This window comes from Bacillus sp. NP157, from assembly GCA_018889975.1.
Classification (GTDB): domain Bacteria; phylum Pseudomonadota; class Gammaproteobacteria; order Xanthomonadales; family Rhodanobacteraceae; genus Luteibacter.
In genome coordinates, this window is sequence record CP076546.1 from 2,821,302 (window position 1) to 2,838,668 (window position 17,367).

At 66.8% G+C, this 17,367-nt stretch carries 18 protein-coding genes; 13 read left to right on the top strand and 5 right to left on the bottom strand.

The window, feature by feature from the left end; all coding sequences use genetic code 11:
- Positions 1-41: 41 nt before the first annotated feature.
- From KPL74_12995 to ptsP, 11 genes are all read left to right on the top strand, one after another.
- Positions 42-590, top strand: a complete 549-nt coding sequence (locus KPL74_12995) for an HAD-IIIA family hydrolase (protein ID QWT18657.1) — start codon at positions 42-44, stop codon at positions 588-590.
- The gene (gene lptC / locus KPL74_13000; GenBank protein ID QWT18658.1) at positions 587-1,186 is read left to right on the top strand and encodes an LPS export ABC transporter periplasmic protein LptC; all 600 of its coding nucleotides are present in this window, start codon (positions 587-589) and stop codon (positions 1,184-1,186) included. The genes KPL74_12995 and lptC overlap by 4 nt, the downstream gene beginning before the upstream one ends.
- Entirely contained in the window at positions 1,149-1,733 is a 585-nt protein-coding gene (gene lptA / locus KPL74_13005) for a lipopolysaccharide transport periplasmic protein LptA (GenBank protein ID QWT18659.1), read from the top strand. Before lptC ends, lptA begins: the two co-directional genes overlap by 38 nt.
- A gap of 4 nt (positions 1,734-1,737) precedes the next feature.
- The gene (lptB, locus tag KPL74_13010) at positions 1,738-2,457 is read left to right on the top strand and encodes an LPS export ABC transporter ATP-binding protein (GenBank protein ID QWT18660.1); all 720 of its coding nucleotides are present in this window, start codon (positions 1,738-1,740) and stop codon (positions 2,455-2,457) included.
- 118 nt (positions 2,458-2,575) lie between these two features.
- Positions 2,576-4,063, top strand: a complete 1,488-nt coding sequence (locus tag KPL74_13015; GenBank protein ID QWT18661.1) for an RNA polymerase factor sigma-54 — start codon at positions 2,576-2,578, stop codon at positions 4,061-4,063.
- Between the two features lie 120 nt (positions 4,064-4,183).
- Positions 4,184-4,531 carry a ribosome-associated translation inhibitor RaiA gene (raiA, locus tag KPL74_13020; GenBank protein QWT18662.1) on the top strand — a complete coding sequence of 116 codons (348 nt, stop codon included), beginning with the start codon at positions 4,184-4,186 and terminating at the stop codon, positions 4,529-4,531.
- A gap of 81 nt (positions 4,532-4,612) precedes the next feature.
- Positions 4,613-5,563, top strand: coding sequence for an HPr(Ser) kinase/phosphatase (gene hprK, locus KPL74_13025; protein ID QWT18663.1), 951 nt, complete (start codon positions 4,613-4,615; stop codon positions 5,561-5,563).
- A 4-nt stretch (positions 5,564-5,567) separates the two neighbouring features.
- On the top strand, positions 5,568-6,464 hold the full coding sequence (gene rapZ, locus KPL74_13030; protein ID QWT18664.1) for an RNase adapter RapZ: 897 nt from the start codon (positions 5,568-5,570) through the stop codon (positions 6,462-6,464).
- A 37-nt stretch (positions 6,465-6,501) separates the two neighbouring features.
- The gene (locus tag KPL74_13035) at positions 6,502-6,894 is read left to right on the top strand and encodes a hypothetical protein (GenBank protein QWT18665.1); all 393 of its coding nucleotides are present in this window, start codon (positions 6,502-6,504) and stop codon (positions 6,892-6,894) included.
- A complete protein-coding gene (locus KPL74_13040) occupies positions 6,887-7,156 on the top strand; it encodes an HPr family phosphocarrier protein (protein ID QWT18666.1) in 270 nt (89 codons plus the stop codon). Before KPL74_13035 ends, KPL74_13040 begins: the two co-directional genes overlap by 8 nt.
- Positions 7,157-7,184: 28 nt before the next feature.
- Positions 7,185-8,942, top strand: coding sequence for a phosphoenolpyruvate--protein phosphotransferase (gene ptsP / locus KPL74_13045; protein ID QWT18667.1), 1,758 nt, complete (start codon positions 7,185-7,187; stop codon positions 8,940-8,942).
- A 131-nt stretch (positions 8,943-9,073) separates the two neighbouring features.
- Here the strand turns inward: ptsP and KPL74_13050 are convergent, their stop codons facing one another.
- The 5 genes from KPL74_13050 to KPL74_13070 all read right to left on the bottom strand — a co-directional run bounded on the left by KPL74_13050 (position 9,074) and on the right by KPL74_13070 (position 14,702).
- The gene (locus KPL74_13050) at positions 9,074-9,358 is read right to left on the bottom strand and encodes a putative addiction module antidote protein (GenBank protein ID QWT18668.1); all 285 of its coding nucleotides are present in this window, start codon (positions 9,356-9,358) and stop codon (positions 9,074-9,076) included.
- Entirely contained in the window at positions 9,358-9,657 is a 300-nt protein-coding gene (locus KPL74_13055; protein ID QWT18669.1) for a type II toxin-antitoxin system RelE/ParE family toxin, read from the bottom strand. The genes KPL74_13050 and KPL74_13055 overlap by 1 nt, the downstream gene beginning before the upstream one ends.
- Entirely contained in the window at positions 9,614-11,113 is a 1,500-nt protein-coding gene (locus tag KPL74_13060) for a S41 family peptidase (GenBank protein QWT18670.1), read from the bottom strand. Before KPL74_13060 ends, KPL74_13055 begins: the two co-directional genes overlap by 44 nt.
- A gap of 159 nt (positions 11,114-11,272) precedes the next feature.
- Entirely contained in the window at positions 11,273-13,744 is a 2,472-nt protein-coding gene (locus tag KPL74_13065) for an acyl-CoA dehydrogenase (protein ID QWT18671.1), read from the bottom strand.
- Between the two features lie 82 nt (positions 13,745-13,826).
- Entirely contained in the window at positions 13,827-14,702 is an 876-nt protein-coding gene (locus tag KPL74_13070) for an alpha/beta hydrolase (protein QWT18672.1), read from the bottom strand.
- A gap of 101 nt (positions 14,703-14,803) precedes the next feature.
- Between KPL74_13070 and KPL74_13075 the strand changes: the two genes are divergently transcribed.
- The gene (locus KPL74_13075) at positions 14,804-15,433 is read left to right on the top strand and encodes a TetR/AcrR family transcriptional regulator (GenBank protein QWT18673.1); all 630 of its coding nucleotides are present in this window, start codon (positions 14,804-14,806) and stop codon (positions 15,431-15,433) included.
- Between the two features lie 96 nt (positions 15,434-15,529).
- Positions 15,530-17,320 carry a phosphoenolpyruvate carboxykinase (GTP) gene (locus KPL74_13080; protein QWT18674.1) on the top strand — a complete coding sequence of 597 codons (1,791 nt, stop codon included), beginning with the start codon at positions 15,530-15,532 and terminating at the stop codon, positions 17,318-17,320.
- Positions 17,321-17,367 lie beyond the last annotated feature (47 nt).

The following is a 17,367-nucleotide window of genomic DNA, read 5'->3' on the forward strand; positions in this document are numbered from 1 at the left end:
CGGCGCGTCCCCACCGCGCCGCCCGCCCCCACCTGGTTGCCATGGCCTACACCCACTACTCCGACATTCCCGCCGACGTCCTCGAACGCGCCGCCCGCATCCGCGTGGTGGTGTTCGACGTCGATGGCACGCTGACCGACGGCCGCCTCTGGTACGCCGAAGACGGCCGCGAAACCAAGGTTTTCCACGTCCACGACGGCCTCGGGCTGAAGCGCCTACAGGAAAACGGCATCAAGGTCGCGATCATCACCGCCCGGATCAGCCACCCCGTCTCGCTTCGCGCCGAGGAGCTGGGGATCCAGCACGTCTACCAGGGCCAGAAGGACAAGCGCGCGACGCTCAACGCACTCGTCGAAGCCCTTCGCCTCGAGCCCGGCCAGGCCGCCTTCGTCGGCGACGACCTGCCCGACCTGCCCGCGATGGGTATCTGTGGGCTGGCCGTGGCCGTGGCCAATGCCCATCCCTGGGTGGCCGAGCGCGCCCACTGGCGCACCCGCCTGAGCGGTGGCTACGGCGCCGCCCGCGAGGTGGCCGACATGCTGCTGGCTGCGCAGGGCAAGGCCGAAGCCGAGCGGGATCGCTGGCTGTGAGCGCCCTGAACCTGTTCAAGGATCGCAGCGCCGCCAGCGTCGTGGGCATCCTTGCCGCCGTGCTCGGGGCGAGCGTGCTGCTGTATTACTGGGTTGCGCCGGAGAAGAAGGTCGACGACTTCATCGGACCGCCGCGCTCCGGCTACGTGCTGACCAACTTCGACCTCGATTCCTACAACGAGGAAGGCAAGCCCGCCTTCAAGCTCATCGCGCCCCACCTGGAGCGTCGCGAGGGCGACGAGTCGCTCTACATCAATGCGCCCAACTTCGTGCTGCCCTCGACCAAGGAAGCCGACGTGCCGCCGTGGAAGGGCCATTCGCAGTACGGCTGGGTCAACAAGGACGGCAGCCTGCTCAAGCTGCAGGGCATCGTCCACATGGATCGCATCGCCTTCCAGAACAGCCCGCCCGCCAGCATCGACACCTCCGAAGTGACCGCGTGGCCGAAGGAGAACCGTCTGGAAACGGCCGAGGCGGCGCGTATCGTTCAGGGAACCTCTACAATGGATGGCGTAGGTATGCGCGCCAATCTCGACACCAAGCACCTGGAGCTCCTCGATGCCGTCCACACCCAATACCAGCCTCGCAAGCGCTAAGGCACTGCTCGCGGCTTGCGGCGTGGCGCTGTTTGCCATGGCCGCCCCCGCGATGGCCAAGCAGTCCGATCGCCAGCAGGTGGTCGACGTCAAGGCAAAGAGCTTCGACGGCAGCCAGCAGCCGCAGGGCATCGCCATCTACACCACCGGCGTCGTGATCACCCAGGGCACCCTGAAGGTCACCGGCGTCAAGGCGACGGTCTACTTCGATGACCAGAACCAGGTCACCCGCGCGGTGATCCTCGGTAGTCCCGCGACCATCGAGCAGCAGGACGACCAGGGCAACTGGATGCACGGCCACGCCGCCAACGTCGATTATCACAACGACACCGGCATCGCGATCCTGACCGGCGCCGCGCATATCGACCAGCCGACCAAGGGCACGGCCGATGGCGACAAGCTCACGTACAACACCAACGACAGCACGATGACCGGCGAGAGCAACGGCGACGCCACCGTGCACATGACCTTCCAGCCGAAGACCCAGCCAGGCGCCGCTCCCGCGGCCAAGCCGGCGGCTCCGGCAGCCACTCCGAAGAAGCCCTGACACGATGCTTTCAGCCCAAGGCCTGCAGAAGCGTTTCCGCGCCCGCCAGGTGGTGCGCGATTTCGCGTTCTCCATCCGCGAAGGTGAAGTGGTTGGCCTGCTCGGCCCCAACGGGGCCGGCAAGACCACCTGCTTCTACATGGTGGTCGGCCTGATCCAGGCGGACGCTGGCCAGATCAAGCTCGACCAGCAGGACATCACCGGCCTGCCGATGCATGCCCGCGCCAAGCTCGGCATCGGCTACCTGCCGCAGGAAGCGTCGGTGTTCCGCCGCCTCAGCGTGTCGGACAACATCCTCGCCGTGCTCGAGCTGCGCGAGAACATGACGCAGAAGCAGCGCGAAGACGAACTGGAAAGCCTGCTCGACGAACTGAAGATCGCGCACATCGCCGAACAGAAGGGCATCAGCCTTTCCGGTGGCGAGCGTCGACGCGTGGAAATCGCGCGCGCGCTGGCGGCACGCCCGCGTTACATGCTGCTCGACGAACCGTTCGCCGGCGTCGACCCGATCTCGGTCGGTGAAATCCAGCGCATCGTCCGGCACCTGAAGGAACGCGGCATCGGCGTGCTGATCACCGACCACAACGTGCGCGAGACGCTCGGCATCTGTGACCGCGCCTACATCCTCAACGATGGCGAAGTGCTGTCGCGCGGCACGCCGCAGCACATCCTGGCCGACGAGAAGGTCCGCGAGGTGTACCTGGGCCGCGAGTTCAAGATCTGACCGCAAGCTGCCCGTTGGCAGTACGCAAAACCGGCCAGCCGGCCTAGCCGCCGGTGACGCTGGTTTACCGGGCCCGCAAGGGGTTACGATGGGTTCGTAACCCGATCACGCGAAGGTAATGAAGCCCGGACTCCAGTTTCGCCTGCATCAGCAGCTCACGCTGACGCCACAGCTCCAGCAGGCCATCCGCCTGTTGCAGTTGTCGCAGCTCGAGCTCGAGGCCGAACTCCGCCAGATCGCGGAAGGCAACCCGTTGCTTGAGTTCGCGGAAGATGCCGAATCGGAACCGGAGGCGGCCGACGAGCCCACCTTCGACGAGGCCGTCGATTACCGCACCCGCGACGAAGCGCCGACCAAGGCCACCCGCGAAGAAGAGTCCACGGCATCGCCGGCCGACGACCTGACGCCCGACTGGGACGACGACCGCTACCAGGGCGAGGCAGGTGACTACGGCGGCGCATCGTCGCGCAACGGCAGCAGCAGCGGTGACGAGGACGGGTTCGAGCCGCAGAACGCGGCACCCGAGAGCTTGCAGCAGCACCTTGAGTGGCAGCTCAACCTCTCGCAGTTCTCACCGCGCGACCACGCCATCGCCACGGCGATCATCCATGCGCTGGACGAAGACGGCTACCTGCGCGATGGCGTCGAGGCCGTTCATGCCGCGCTCCCGGCGGAACTGCGCGCCGATCTTGACGAGATCGAAGCCGTCCGCAAGCGCGTCCAGCGTTTCGATCCCACCGGCATCGCCAGCCTGGACCTGCGCGACTGCCTGCTCTGCCAGCTAGGCCAGTTCTCCGCCGAGACCATGCACCGCGACCTCGCGATCCGCATCGTCAACGAGGAGATCGAGCTACTGGCGCGGAACGACGCAGGCAAGATCGCCCGTCGCCTCAAGGTGGCCGAAGCCGACGTGGCGGCGGCCGCCGCGCTGATCCGCAGCCTCGACCCCCGCCCTGGCGCCGCGCTCGATGCCACGCCCGTGGAATACGTGGCGCCCGACGTCTACGCCAGGCGTGAGAATGGCCGCTGGCGGGTTAGCCTGAATCCCGACGCCCAGCCCCGGCTGGGCCTGAACCAGCATTACTGCAACCTGATCGCCCGCGCCCGCGGCGACGACGCCACGTGGATGAAGGGCCAGCTGCAGGAGGCCCGCTGGCTGCTGAAGAGCCTGCAGTCCCGCGCCGAGACCCTGACCAAGGTGGCCGAGGTGATCGTCCGCCGGCAGAGCGCCTTCCTCGATTACGGCCCCGAGGCCATGCACCCGCTGGTGCTGCGCGAGGTGGCCGAGGAAGTCGGCATGCATGAATCGACTATTTCCAGGGTAACCACGCGCAAGTACATGCACACGCCGCGCGGTACCTTCGAACTGAAACATTTCTTTTCCAGCGGCGTGGCCACGGAAGACGGCGGCAGCGCGTCCGCCACGGCCATCCAGGCCATGCTGCGCAAGCTGATCACGGCGGAAGACCCGCGTCGGCCGCTGTCTGACCAGGCACTCGCGGAGGAACTCCATCGACGCGGTATTCAGGTTGCCCGACGTACGGTAGCCAAGTACCGGGAAGCGATGCGCATCCCCAGTTCCAGTGAGCGCGTGCGCGCCAGCTAGGCAAGGCGCGGAACCCCCACGGAGGATCACGGTCCCACGTACAACGGTTCAGGCGTGGCATACGGCCACTCCCCTCTCGCCGCCACCTTTCGGCGGCACCCTCAGCAAGAAGGAGGCGTCATGCAAATCCAGATCAGCGGCCAGCACATCCAGGTCACCCCCGCCCTGCGCGAGCGCGTGGAGCAACAGATTGGCCGCTTCGAACGCCTTTTCGACAACATCACCGGGCTGGATGTCGTGCTCTCCGTGGACAAGGCGGAGCACAAGGCCGGTGGCACCCTGCATTGCTCGGGCACCCGGCTCCACGCCGATGGCATTGCCAGCCAGCAGGATGGAACGATCGGCGACCGCATGTACGCCGCCATCGACGAGATGATTACCAAACTGGCCGACCAGCTGCGTAAGCATAAGGAAAAGCTCAAGGACCATCACAACAGTGAAGTCCGCGAGGCCCGCGCGGCCACGTAAAAGCCCACATCGGCCCTGTGGCACAATATAAGCAAGCCGGCACCCCCGAGTGCCGGCTTCTTTTTTGACAGGAACCGACGCTTGGACCGGCTGACCGCCAGACAACTCTTCGACGGCGTCCACGAACGCATGGCCCTGCGCTGGATCGCGGGCATGCGTGGCGAAGCCCGCGTGCTCGAGCCCAATGCCAAGCTGAGCCGCCGCCCGTCCCTGGTCGGCTACCTCAACGTGATCTACCCGAACAAGGTGCAGATCATCGGCACCGAGGAGCTCAACTACCTCGACGGGCTGGATTCCCGGCAGCGCTGGGAAGCGATCCACAAGGTCGCCGCCTACCAGCCTGCCGCGCTGATCGTCACCAAGGACCAGGCCATCCCGCCGGACCTGCGCGAGGTGGCGGAAGAAACCGACACCCCGCTGTGGCAGAGCACCAAGCGTGGGCATGAGCTGCTCACCTATCTGCAGTACCACCTGGCGCGGACGCTCGCGCCGCGGGTCACCCTGCACGGGGTGTTCCTGGAAGTGTTTTCCATCGGCGTGCTGATCACCGGTGAGCCGGGCTCAGGCAAGAGCGAACTGGCGCTGGAACTGATCAGCCGCGGCCACCGGCTGGTCGCCGACGATGCGACCGAATTCACCCTGATCGCCCCCGACGTCATCGACGGTGCCTGCCCGGAACTGCTGCAGGACCTGCTCGAAGTGCGTGGCCTGGGCGTGCTCAACATCCGCGAGATGTTCGGCCACACGGCGGTGAAGCCGTCGAAGTACCTGCGCCTGGTCATCCACCTCAAACCGATGCTTCCGGGCGAGGAAACCGACGCCATGACCCGCCTCACCGGCGACGTCAGCCGGCGTAACGTGCTCGACGTGGACGTGCCCAAGATCACCATCCCGGTCGCACCTGGCCGCAACCTCGCGGTGCTGGTGGAGGCCGCGGTGCGCAACCACGTGCTCAAGAGCAAGGGCATCGACCCAGCGCAAACCTTCATCGACCGCCAGGCGCACCAGATGCGCCGCTTCTCGCCATGGTGACCGCGTGACCGACGATCTCCTCAACCCCATCGTCGAACCCGACGCCATCCACCTGGTCGTGCTCACCGGCATGTCCGGCGGTGGCAAGACGGTCGCCCTGCGCGCGCTGGAAGACCTCGAGTTCTACTGCGTCGACAACATGCCGGCGGAATTGATCCCGCAGCTCGTGGCCGCGGTCAGCCAGGGCGAGCACGGCCCGCGCCGGCGCATCGCCGTGGGCGTGGATGTGCGCAATCGCCGCTCCGACCTCGAGCGCATGCCGCACGTGCTCTCCGAGCTGTCCAGCGCGGGCGTGCACGTGCACCTGATCTTCCTCGACAGCCGCGACGACGTACTGATCAAGCGTTACTCGGAGACGCGCCGGCGCCATCCCCTGGCCGCCGAACGCCGCTCGCTGGCCGATTCCATCGCCGAGGAGCGCCGCCTGCTGCGCCCGCTGGTGGCCATCGCCGAGAAGGTGATCGACTCGTCCGAACTGAACGTGCACCAGCTGCGCCGACTGTTCGCCACCGGCTACGCCGCCGCGAGCGACGGCACGACCCTGTTGTTCGAATCGTTTGCCTACCGGCGCGGCCTGCCGTCCGACGCGGATTTCGTGTTCGATGCCCGCTGCCTGCCCAATCCGCACTGGGATCCGCGCCTGCGCCCGTTCTCAGGTCGCGACCAGCCGGTGCGCGAATACCTCGACGCGCAGCCCCTCGTGGGCGAGTACTATGCGGACGTTGCGCACTGGCTCGATACATGGCTGCCGCGCTTCGAAGGCGAAGACCGAAGCTACGTCACCGTTTCGATCGGCTGCACCGGCGGGCGTCATCGCTCGGTGTACCTGGTCGAGCGGCTGGCCCAGCATTTCCGCACGGAACGCGGCAACGTACTGACTTTCCACCGCGAGCTCGAATGAGCACCTTCCCGAACCCGATCCACCTGCGGAGCCTGCCATGACCGTCGGCGTCCTTTTGATGACGCACGAAGCGGTGGGCCATGCCCTGGTGTCGGCTGCTCGCCACGTCATGCCCCGCCTGCCCCTCACCGTGGATGCGGTGGAGGTGCCTCCCGGCGCCGATCCGGACGTGATGCGCTCGCTCACCGCGAAGCATGCGCGCGACCTGGATACCGGCGAGGGCGTGCTCGTGCTCGCCGACCTTTACGGCGCCACGCCTTGCAACATCGGCCTCTCGCTGGGTGAGCTCGGCGTCCGCCTGCGTTGCGTGTCGGGCCTGAACCTGCCGATGCTGCTGCGCGTGCTCAACTATTCTGAAAAGTCGCTTCCCGAGCTGGCGGAAATCGCCGCCAGCGGTGGTCGCGGAGGGATCTTCATCGACCATGCTTGAACAGGAAATCACCGTATCCAACCGGCTGGGGCTGCACGCCCGTGCGTCCGCCAAGCTCGTCCAGCTGGTCTCGTCGTTCAAGTCCACCGTGCACCTGATCAGCAAGGGTCGCGAAGTGAATGCACAGAGCATCATGGGCGTGATGATGCTTGCCGCCGGCATGGGCACCCAGCTGGTGGTCCGTGCCGAGGGTGACGACGAGCAGGCCGCCGTCGCGGCGGTCATCGACCTCTTTAACCGTAAGTTCGACGAAGGGCAGTAAGCATGGGCGCCAGCGGGGCGACGCACGCATGAGGTATCTGCTGACCGGTACGCCGGCGGCCCGGGGCATGGCCCTCGGGCGGGCGCGTCTGGTCCAGCCCAGCCTTTACACCGCTGACATGCGCATGCTCGAGGACGCCGAGATCGGCCCCGAGCTCGACCGCCTGCACAAGGCCCTGGACCATGCCCGCGCGGAACTGCGCGAGTTGCGCGGCAAGCTGCACGGCGCACTGGCCCGCGAAGTGGGTGACTTCATCGATGCGCATAGCCTGCTGCTCGATGACGAAGAACTGCTGCGTGGCCTGGACGAACTGATTTCGGTCGGCCATTACACCGCGAGCGCCGCGCTGAAGATGCAACGTGATCGGCTCGCGGCCGTGTTCGACGCGATGAACGATCCGTACCTGAAGAGCCGTGGCGAGGACATCGACCAGGTCATCGGCCGGGTGATGTCCGCCCTGTTCCAGCACTCCAGTCGCGAGGAACGCAAGCTCGCCGCGCGTGTCGGCGAGATCATCGTCAGCGACACGGTCGCCCCGGCCGACATGGCCTCGCTGGCCGGCCAGGGCATGCTTGGCGTGGTCGCCAGCGCGGGCAGCGTGTACTCGCACAGCGCGATCCTGGCGCGTAGCTTCAACCTGCCGATGCTGGTGGGCACTAAGGATGCCCTCGCGACGATCAACGACGACGACCTCGTGTTGATCGACGCCGAGCACGGCGAGGTCATCGTCCACCCGACCGCGCAGGACCTCGCGCGTTATCGCCAGTGGCAGCGGCAGGCTGCCGCCGAAGGTCGCCGCCTCGCTGCGCTGGCCTCCGCGCCGACGCACACCCGCGATGGCTTCCACGTGCGCCTGTTCGCCAATGCGGAGCTGGCCGGCGATGTGACGCTCGCCCGCTCACGCGGTGCCGACGGCGTGGGCCTGTACCGCTCCGAATTCCTGTTCCTGCGCCAGCGTGGCCTGCCCAGCGAAGAAGAGCAGTTCGCCGCGTACCGCGATGTCGTCCTCGGCATGGGTGGCCTGCCGGTCACCATACGCACGCTCGACCTCGGCGCCGACAAGGCCGACGCGGCCGGCCTTGCGATCCGCGGCGAGGAAAACCCGGCGCTGGGCGTGCGTGGCATCCGTCTTTCGCTGCGCTACCCGGATATCTTCCTCGTGCAGCTGCGCGCGATCCTGCGTGCCGCTGCCTACGGGCCGGTGCGCGTGCTCGTGCCGATGATCACCCACCTGGGTGAGCTGACCGAAGTGCGCCGGTTGATCAAGAAGGCCCGCGAACAACTCGCACTGGAAGGCCAGGAACTGCCCGAGCGCCTCGACATCGGCGCGATGATCGAAGTGCCGGCGGCGGCGATCGGGGTGACCTCGATCCTGCAGAAGGCCGACTTCCTCGCCATCGGCACGAATGACCTTGCCCAGTACACGCTGGCCGCCGATCGCAACAACGATGCACTGGAAGGCATCTACGACCCGCTGCAGCCGGCGTTCCTGCGCCTGATCGCGCATGTCATCGCCGCTGCCCGCCGGGCGAAGAAACCGGTGAGCCTGTGCGGCGAGATCGCCGGCGATACGCAGTTCACCGCGTTGCTGCTCGCCATGGGCCTCGAGGAATTCTCGATGCACCCCGGCCAGTTGCTCCAGGTCCGCGACCGCCTCACCACCCTCGACTGCGCCGCCCTGCGCCGCGCCGCGCCGCACCTGTTCCGCGCGCACACCCGCGACGAAGTCGAAGAACGCCTGCTCGCCGTCGTCGCCAAGCAAGACGGCTGCGCCGGCGCCGCCTGACACCCCGCCAGGCCCGGTCCACCGCCTCACACACCGCCAGGACGGCTGCGCGCCTCCGCCCTCCCCCATCGCATACCGCCCCTGTAGGAGCGCGCCTGCGCGCGACCGCCAACCAACGCAGCGCCCCCCCCTCAAGCAACGCGCAGCTGAATCCCCAGCGCATGCAACACTCGCATCACCGTCGCGAACTCGGGATTGCCGTCGGACGCCAACGCGCGGTAGAGCCCCTCGCGCGAAATCCCCGCCGCCCGCGACACCGTCGTCATGCCGCGTGCCCGCGCGATATCGCCCAACGCAGCGCGCACAAGGCTCCCATCACCCGGGTCTTCGACAAGGCACGCATTCAGGTAGGCGATCTGGCTTGCCTCCGTGTGGAGGTGATCGACGGGATCCCATCGAGTGACAACTTCTTTCATCAGTTCTGGTCCCATGCCTTTGCGAGCTGGATGGCGCGACGGATGTCTTGCGACTGGCTGCTCTTGTCGCCTCCCGATAGCAAGACGATGAGCTGGTTCCCGCGATGGATGTAGTAAAGGCGGTAGCCCGGGCCGCAATCGATCCTCGCCTCCCTGACGCCTTCACCGACGTGCTTCACGTCGCCAAAGTGGCCGAGCTCCATCCGACGCAACCGCGCGTCGATGCGCAACATGGCTGCAAGATCGGGCAAGCCGTCATGCCATCGTTTGAACGTTCGCGTTTGGTTGATTGCGTACATGACGCAACCGTAACCCATAGGCTACACCCGTGACCCATGGACTACAACTGGCGCGTAAAAGCCCTACGAACGCGCGCGCCCTAGGAACCTGTTGGGCAAGCCACGCCTTCGCGCGGTCGACGGCGGCATCGCCTTCCACCCGTTCGTCCGGTAGCACTTGCTTGCCGAAGACCACGCCCGATCGATCGACGGCGATCGCCGACTTCAGCACCACGCTGCTGCCGTCTTTCAACGGGAAAACGGCATTCCCGTTCGCCTGGCCAAAGGTCGGCAGGCCGAACGAGCGCGTCGCCGGGCGGCCATGGAAGGCGACCGCGACGCCCTCGCCCGCGCTGGCGGTATGCGGGCCCAGAAGCACAGCCACGGGTTCATGGGTCAGGTCCATCGTGGGCTTCACCGGGAAGCCGAGACCCCGGTCCGCATGGATCGGCTGGTCCGGCCTGGCGGGCGTCCGATAGCCACCGAGCAAGCCGCTGCCGAGCAACGCACGGACGCCGGCAAGCATGGGCGGCACGCTGCCACCGGTGTCCTCGCGCAGGTCCACGATCCAGCCACCCGTGACCGAGGGAGCGAGAGCCGCGATCGCCGACGCAACGGTTTCCGCATAGTACTGCCTCGCTTCCACCGGGCCGGTCATGCCGGGCAGCCGCACGTACCCGACCCCGCCTGGCAACAGCTTGACCACGGGTGGGAAACGCGTGCCATCGACGGTCGACTCAGCCGTCGCCCTAGTCGGGTCCATGAAGAAGCTGTGCCCATCGGCCAGCTTCGTGATCGCGTAACGAATGGCGGGATAGGCCACGTAGGCGGGATCGCCCTTGTCCAGGTGGGGATCGACTTCCTTGCGGAAGGCATCCCAGTCCACGTTGCCCGCGTTGAGCGCATGGGCGCGGATGAGGGCAAGCGCTTCGTCGAGCAGCGCGGGTGCGTCGATGGCGGTTCGCTCCGGATCCGCGACGGCAAGGCGAAGGTGGTTGAAGTGGGCGACGCCGGGGCCGGTCAGCAGGACACCCACGACGACCTCCGTGGCGTCGCGCGGGATGAACAGCCGGACGCTGCGCGCCAGCGCAGCGGAGTCGACGTTGACCGGATGGCCCTGCGTGGTCTGGAAGGCACGCCCAAGCGGCGACGCGCTATCGGCGCGCAGCCAGATGGCTGCGTTGGCTGCGCCACCGGTCGTCGCCACGTCGGCGCTCAGGATCACATCCCTGCCTGCGAACGGGCGCGCATCGATACCCGCCGCGCCGCTGCCCCACGGTTCGTTTCCCTCCGGAGTGCGCGCCAGCGTGACGGCGACACCGTCACCCGACCATGGATCCCCCTGCGCCGCGAGCGTGTACGACGGACTGCGGTTGACGACATACCAGTGCAGCTGCGCCTCCGTTGCGGCGGCGAGCGTGGGAACGGCGACCCACAGCGTCAGCACCATCCGCCATACAAGCGTTGCCTTGGACATCGTTAACCCACTCCGCGCCCCGTCGTTCATGGACACCGGATGCTATAGAGCTGATCCCAGGAAATCTGTAGGCGCCTGCCTACAACGAACCTTGCGAATCGCCCAAAAGAAAAGGGCCGGCAATACGCCGGCCCTTCGTCCCATCCACATCGAAGGCGATCAGGCTGCCCGCGACGCTTCCATCTTCTCGGCCTTCGCCGCCACGCCAGCCTTCAGCTCGTCGCTGTCGAAGTCGTCCACCGAAATGAACTCGGCGACGGCATCGCGCACGCGCTGCAGCAGCTCGCGTTCGGCGGTCGTGATCGCGCCGAGCTTCTCGGCTTCCGCCAGCTGCTCGTTATACGTGTGCGCCTTCAGCTGGCCACCCTTGAACGCCTTTAGGAACTTGCGCTCCACCGGCTCGGCGGCGATGACGTCCGGCAGCACCGCGTTCATCTGGCCAACGACGTTGTTCGCGGTCGGGGTCAGGTAGGTCCACGTGGTCAGGCGATCGCGGGCCTCGCTGGGCGCCGTGATCAGTGCAGCCACGCGACGACCGAGGCGATCCGACGGCGGTACTTCGCGACGACCGAACGGGAACACCAGGGCACGCAGCAGCCAGGCTACCGGGCGCACCGGGAAGTTCCGGATCACGCCATCCAGCGCCATCTGCATGTTCCATACGCACTGGTGGAACGCCCAGGCCAGCAGCGGACGATCCGCTTCCGGACGGCCGGTGTCTTCGTAGCGCTTCAGCATCGCGCTGGCGATGTAGAGGTACGACAGCACGTCGCCGAGGCGGGCCGACAGCTTTTCCTTGAACTTCAGCTTGCCGCCGAGCACGCCCATCGCCACGTCGGCACACAGTGCCAGTGCCGCGGAGTAACGGTTGAGCTTGCGGTAGTAGCGGCGGGTGTACGCATCGCCCGGGGCATCACCGATGCGCGCCGAGGTGATGCCGAGCACGAAGCTGCGCACCGCGTTGGAAAAGCCGAAGCCGATGTGGCCGAACAGCGCCTTGTCGAAGGTCTTCAGGCGCTCGCGATAGTCCGCGATGGAAAGCGCCTGCATTTCCTTCAGCACGTAAGGATGGCAGCGGATCGCACCCTGGCCGAAGATCATCAGGCTGCGCGTCATGATGTTCGCGCCTTCCACCGTGATGGCGATCGGCACGCTCTGCCAGCCGCGACCCATGTAGTTCTTCGGGCCGAGGATGACGCCCTTGCCACCGTGCACGTCCATCGCGTCGGATGCGATCTGGCGGCACCATTCGGTGGCGTGGTATTTCGCGATCGCCGAAGGCACCGCCGGCTTTTCACCACGATCCACCGCGGCAGCCGTCGCGCGCGACAGTGCCTGGGTGGCATAGGTCAGGCCGCCGATGCGGGCCAGCGCTTCTTCCACGCCCTCGAAACGACCGATGGCCAGGCCGAACTGCTTGCGCATGCGGGCATACGCGCCGGTCGACGCCACGGCCATGCGCGACGCGCCGGTCGCGTTGGACGGCAGCGAGATGGCGCGGCCGACCGACAGGCACTCGACCAGCATGCGCCAGCCCTGGCCGGCCATGTGCGGGCCACCGATCAGCACCGACAGCGGGACGAACATGTCCTTCGCGTGGATCGGGCCGTTCTGGAACGGCGTGTTGAGCGGGAAGTGGCGACGGCCGATTTCCATCCCCGGGGTTTCGCGCGGCAGCAGCGCCAGCGTGATGCCGAGGTCTTCCTTGTCACCCAGCAGCTTGTCCGGGTCGTACATGCGGAAGGCCAGGCCGACGATGGTCGCGACCGGAGCCAGCGTGATGTAGCGCTTGTCGAAGGTCAGGCGGATGCCGACGGTTTCTTCGCCGTTCCACATGCCCTTGGTGACGATGCCGAAGTCCGGGATCGAGGTCGCGTCCGAGCCGGCGTACGGGCCGGTCAGCGCGAAACAGGGGACCTCGCGGCCGTCGGCGAGGCGCGGCAGGAAGTGGTTCTTCTGCTCGTCGCTGCCGTAGTGCATCAGCAGCTCGCCAGGGCCGAGCGAGTTGGGCACGGCGACTGTGGAAGCCAGCGTCTGCGACATGCTGGACAGCTTCTGCAGCACCGCCGAATGCGCCAGCGCGGAGAAGCCCAGGCCACCGTAGCTCTTCGGGATGATCATGCCGAAGAACTTGTTCTTCTTGATGAAGGCCCAGACCTCCGGCGGCAGGTCCGCCAGCTCGTGGGTGATCTGCCAGTCGTCGATCATGCCGCAGAGTTCTTCGACGGGGCCGTCGAGGAAGGCCTGCTCTTCGACCGACAGTTCCGGCTTCGGCTGCTTCAGCAGCACGCTCCACTTCGGCATGCCCGAGAACAGCTCGCCTTCGAAACCGACGGTGCCGGCCTCGAGCGCGGTCTGTTCGGTTTCCGACAGCTTCGGGGTCACCTTGGCGAACATCGACAGCAGCGGCGCACTGATCTTCTTGCGACGGAAGTCGACCATCAGCAGCGGCACGGCGACCACCGCCAGCAGCACCAGCAGGATGACGGTGGTGACCGGCGCACCGGCCAGGAAGCCGACGACCAGCGTCGTCGCCGCCGTGGCGATCGCCCACGTCCTGAGGGACGTGCGGTGGTAAGCACATGCACCGGAGGCGATCAGTGCCGCCAGTACAACCAGGATCGCAGACATGGGTATCACCTCGTACGTCGTGTTTCTAACAGGGTTACTTCAAGCGGAATGCAGCGGGACAGATAACAGGTGAAACGTGGAGTCAAAGCGATTGCATGAACGACGCGATCTCGCGGGTGAACGCGTCGTTCGCGTCGCCGGCCACCATGTGGGTGGCATCGGCGAGCGACACGTGGCGCGCGTGCGGTACCACGCGGAGGAATTCGTCGACGGTGTGGCTGGACACCACGTCGCTGCGCGCGCCCGAAAGCAGCAGCACGGGCACCCGGATGTTGGCGGCGGCGGCGAACAGACGCGGCTGGTAGCGCTCGCTCTCCTCGACCAGGCCATCCAGCAAGGCGGGATCCCAATGCCAGCGCAGCCGGCCATCGTCGCCCTGGCGCAGCAGCGGCTTCAGCTGGCTCTCCGTCTTGCGCTCGCGACGATGCGGCAGGTAGGCCTCGATGGCCGTGGCTGCTTCCTCGTAACTGGCGAAACCGTCGGGATGGGCGCGCATGAAGCCGAGGATACGTTCCACCCCACGGGTTTCCCACCGCGGCGTGATATCGACGAGGATCAATGCCGAGAACGGGCAATCGTCGCCCGCCTCGCCCGCCGCGACCAGGGCAAGCAGGCCACCCATCGAGGCGCCCACCACGACCGGACGGGTTCCATCCGCTGGGGCGGCGGCATCGGCAACGCTGCGCAGGTCCGCGACGAACTGTTCCATGTGGTAGTCGCCACGCGGCACGCGCTCGCTCTCGCCATGGCCGCGGGCGTCAAAGGTCAACGCCGGGAAGCCCTGCGCCGCCAGCGTCCGCGCCGAACCGGTCCAGGCATGGCGGGTCTGGCCGAAGCCGTGCGCGAACACCAGGGCAGGCCCGCGGGAGCCGGGCCAGCGCTCGCCGGCCAGCAGGATGCCGTCCAGCGCGGTGAGCTGGAGCGGGATCGACGGGATCGTGGCGGGTTCGGCAACCATACGGATGAGTATGTGGGGCCGGCTTGCCGTCGTCAATACGCTTGCGTACGGTCATGTAACGTACGGAAAGTCAAGGTCTTACGCAACACGTACGGAACCGGATGGATTGCAAAGCCGCGCATTCCCGCTACCATGCGTCGATGAACGATGGTGCCAAGAACGAACGGGTCCGCCTCTCCGCCGAAGACTGGGAAGATGGCGCGCTGGCCTTGATCGCCGAACAGGGCGTGGGAGCGCTGGCCGTGGAGGCCCTCGCCCGCCGCCTGGGCGTGACCAAGGGCAGCTTTTACTGGCATTTCCGTACCCGTGAAGCGCTTCTCCAGGCCGCCCTCGAGCGCTGGGAAGAGTACGGTGAGCGCGAAGTGCTGGCCGAGATCGAACGCATCGCCGATCCACGCAAGCGCTTGCCCGAACTGTTCCGCCGCGTGGCCCACGAGCTGCAGCCGCACCGCGTCTATGCGGCACTGCTGAAAGCGCTGGACCACCCGCAGGTGATCCCGGTCATGGCACGCGTGTCGCAGCGACGGATGGACTTCCTGACCCGCATGTATAGCGAAGCCGGCCTCGAGCCGATCGTCGCCCTGCACCGGGCACGCCTTACCTATGCGGCCTACGTCGGCTTCCTGCAGCTGAACTTCACGCTGGGCCTGCCGCGCCTGTCGCACGAAGAATTCGATGCCTACGTCGAGCACGTGATCACCACGCTGACGCCGGCGAAAGTCGAAGAGTGACCTGAACGGCGCCCGCGTTTTGCTGCGCCGTGCCTTGTAAATACCACGATCCGCAAACTACTGTCTCCACAGGCAATTACCTGGAGACCACACCGGATGGGTTCGCACGGCAGTTCACTGGAAGCATTGAATCGATGGGTCGATGACGTTGCCCGCCTCACGGAGCCCGGCTCCGTCGCGTGGTGTGACGGGTCCGACGCGGAGTACATGCGCCTCGTCGAGACGATGCTCGCCAGCGGTGATCTCCTCCCGCTCAACGAGAAGACCAACCCCCGCAGCTACCTGCATCGCTCGCACCCCTCCGACGTGGCGCGCGTGGAGCACCTGACCTTCGTCTGCACGCCCGACGAGGAAGATGCCGGCCCGAACAACCACTGGATGGCACCTGCCGACGCCCACGCGAAGATCGACGCCCTGTTCGCAGGGGCCATGCGCGGCCGCACCATGTACGTGATCCCGTATTGCATGGGCCCGATCGATTCGCCGATCGCGCGTTGTGGCGTGGAAATCACCGACAGCCCTTACGTTGTCGCCAACATGCGGATCATGACTCGCATGGGTGCGCCGGCACTGGCGCGGATCGAGCGCGAAGGCGTCTTCGTCAAAGGCCTGCACTCCACCGGCGACCTCGATCCGGAACGCCGCTTCATCATGCATTTCCCCGAGGAACTGGCGATCAAGTCAATCGGCTCGGGTTACGGCGGCAACGCGCTCCTGGGCAAGAAGTGCCATGCCCTGCGCATCGCCAGCCACCAGGCCCGCCGCGAAGGCTGGCTGGCGGAGCACATGCTGATCGTCGGCATCGAAAACCCCAAGGGCGAAAAGCATTACATCGCCGCGGCGTTCCCCTCGGCTTGCGGCAAGACCAACCTCGCCATGCTGATTCCCACCGAGGGCTATCGCGAAGCCGGCTGGAAGGTGTGGACCGTCGGCGACGACATCTGCTGGATGACGCCGGGCGAAGACGGCCGGCTGTGGGCGATCAATCCCGAGGCGGGCTACTTCGGGGTGGCCCCGGGCACGGGGGCGAACACTAATCCGGCGGCGCTGGAAACCCTCGGCCATGATGCGATCTTCACCAACACGGCCGTGACCGCGGACGGCCGCCCCTGGTGGGAGGGCCTCGGCGAAGGTGCACCGGTCACCGACTGGCAGGGGTGCGCATTCGACCCGGCCAACGGCCCGGCCGCCCATCCGAACTCGCGTTTCACCGTGTCGGCAAAGCAGTGCCCGAGCTGGGCGCCCGAGTCGGAAGATGCGAGCGGCGTCCCGATTTCGGCGATCGTTTTCGGTGGCCGTCGTCCGTCGCTCGTGCCGCTCGTCTTCGAAGCGAAGGACTGGGCGCACGGCGTACTCGTCGGTGCCGCGATGGGTTCGGAGACGACCGCCGCCGCGACGGGTGCGGTGGGCGTGCTGCGCCGGGATTCCATGGCGATGAAGCCGTTCTGCGGCTACAACTTCGCCGACTATTTCGCCCACTGGCTGTCGTTCGACAAGCCCGGCGCGAAGTTGCCGCGGATCTTCCACGTGAACTGGTTCCGCAAGGACGCCGACGGCCGCTTCATGTGGCCCGGCTACGGCGAGAACCTGCGCGTGCTCGACTGGATGATCCAGCGCGTGGAAGGCCAGGCCAGCGGCGAGGAGACACCGATCGGCGTCGTCCCAGCCAGGGGCGAGCTCAATACCGACGGCCTGGCGATCGCGCCGGGCACGGTCGACGAGCTGCTGCGCGTGGACGTGGACGGCTGGGTGGAAGAGCTCAACGCCATCGGCACGTACCTCGACGGCTTCGGCGAACGCATGCCCGAACGCCTCAAGGCCGAACGGGCCCGCGTCAGCAAGGCACTGGAAGCCGCCGTGGAACGCCGCGCCGAACGCGTAGCCTGACCCACCCCGCCCCATGTAGGAGCGCGCCTGCGCGCGATGGAGCCCCC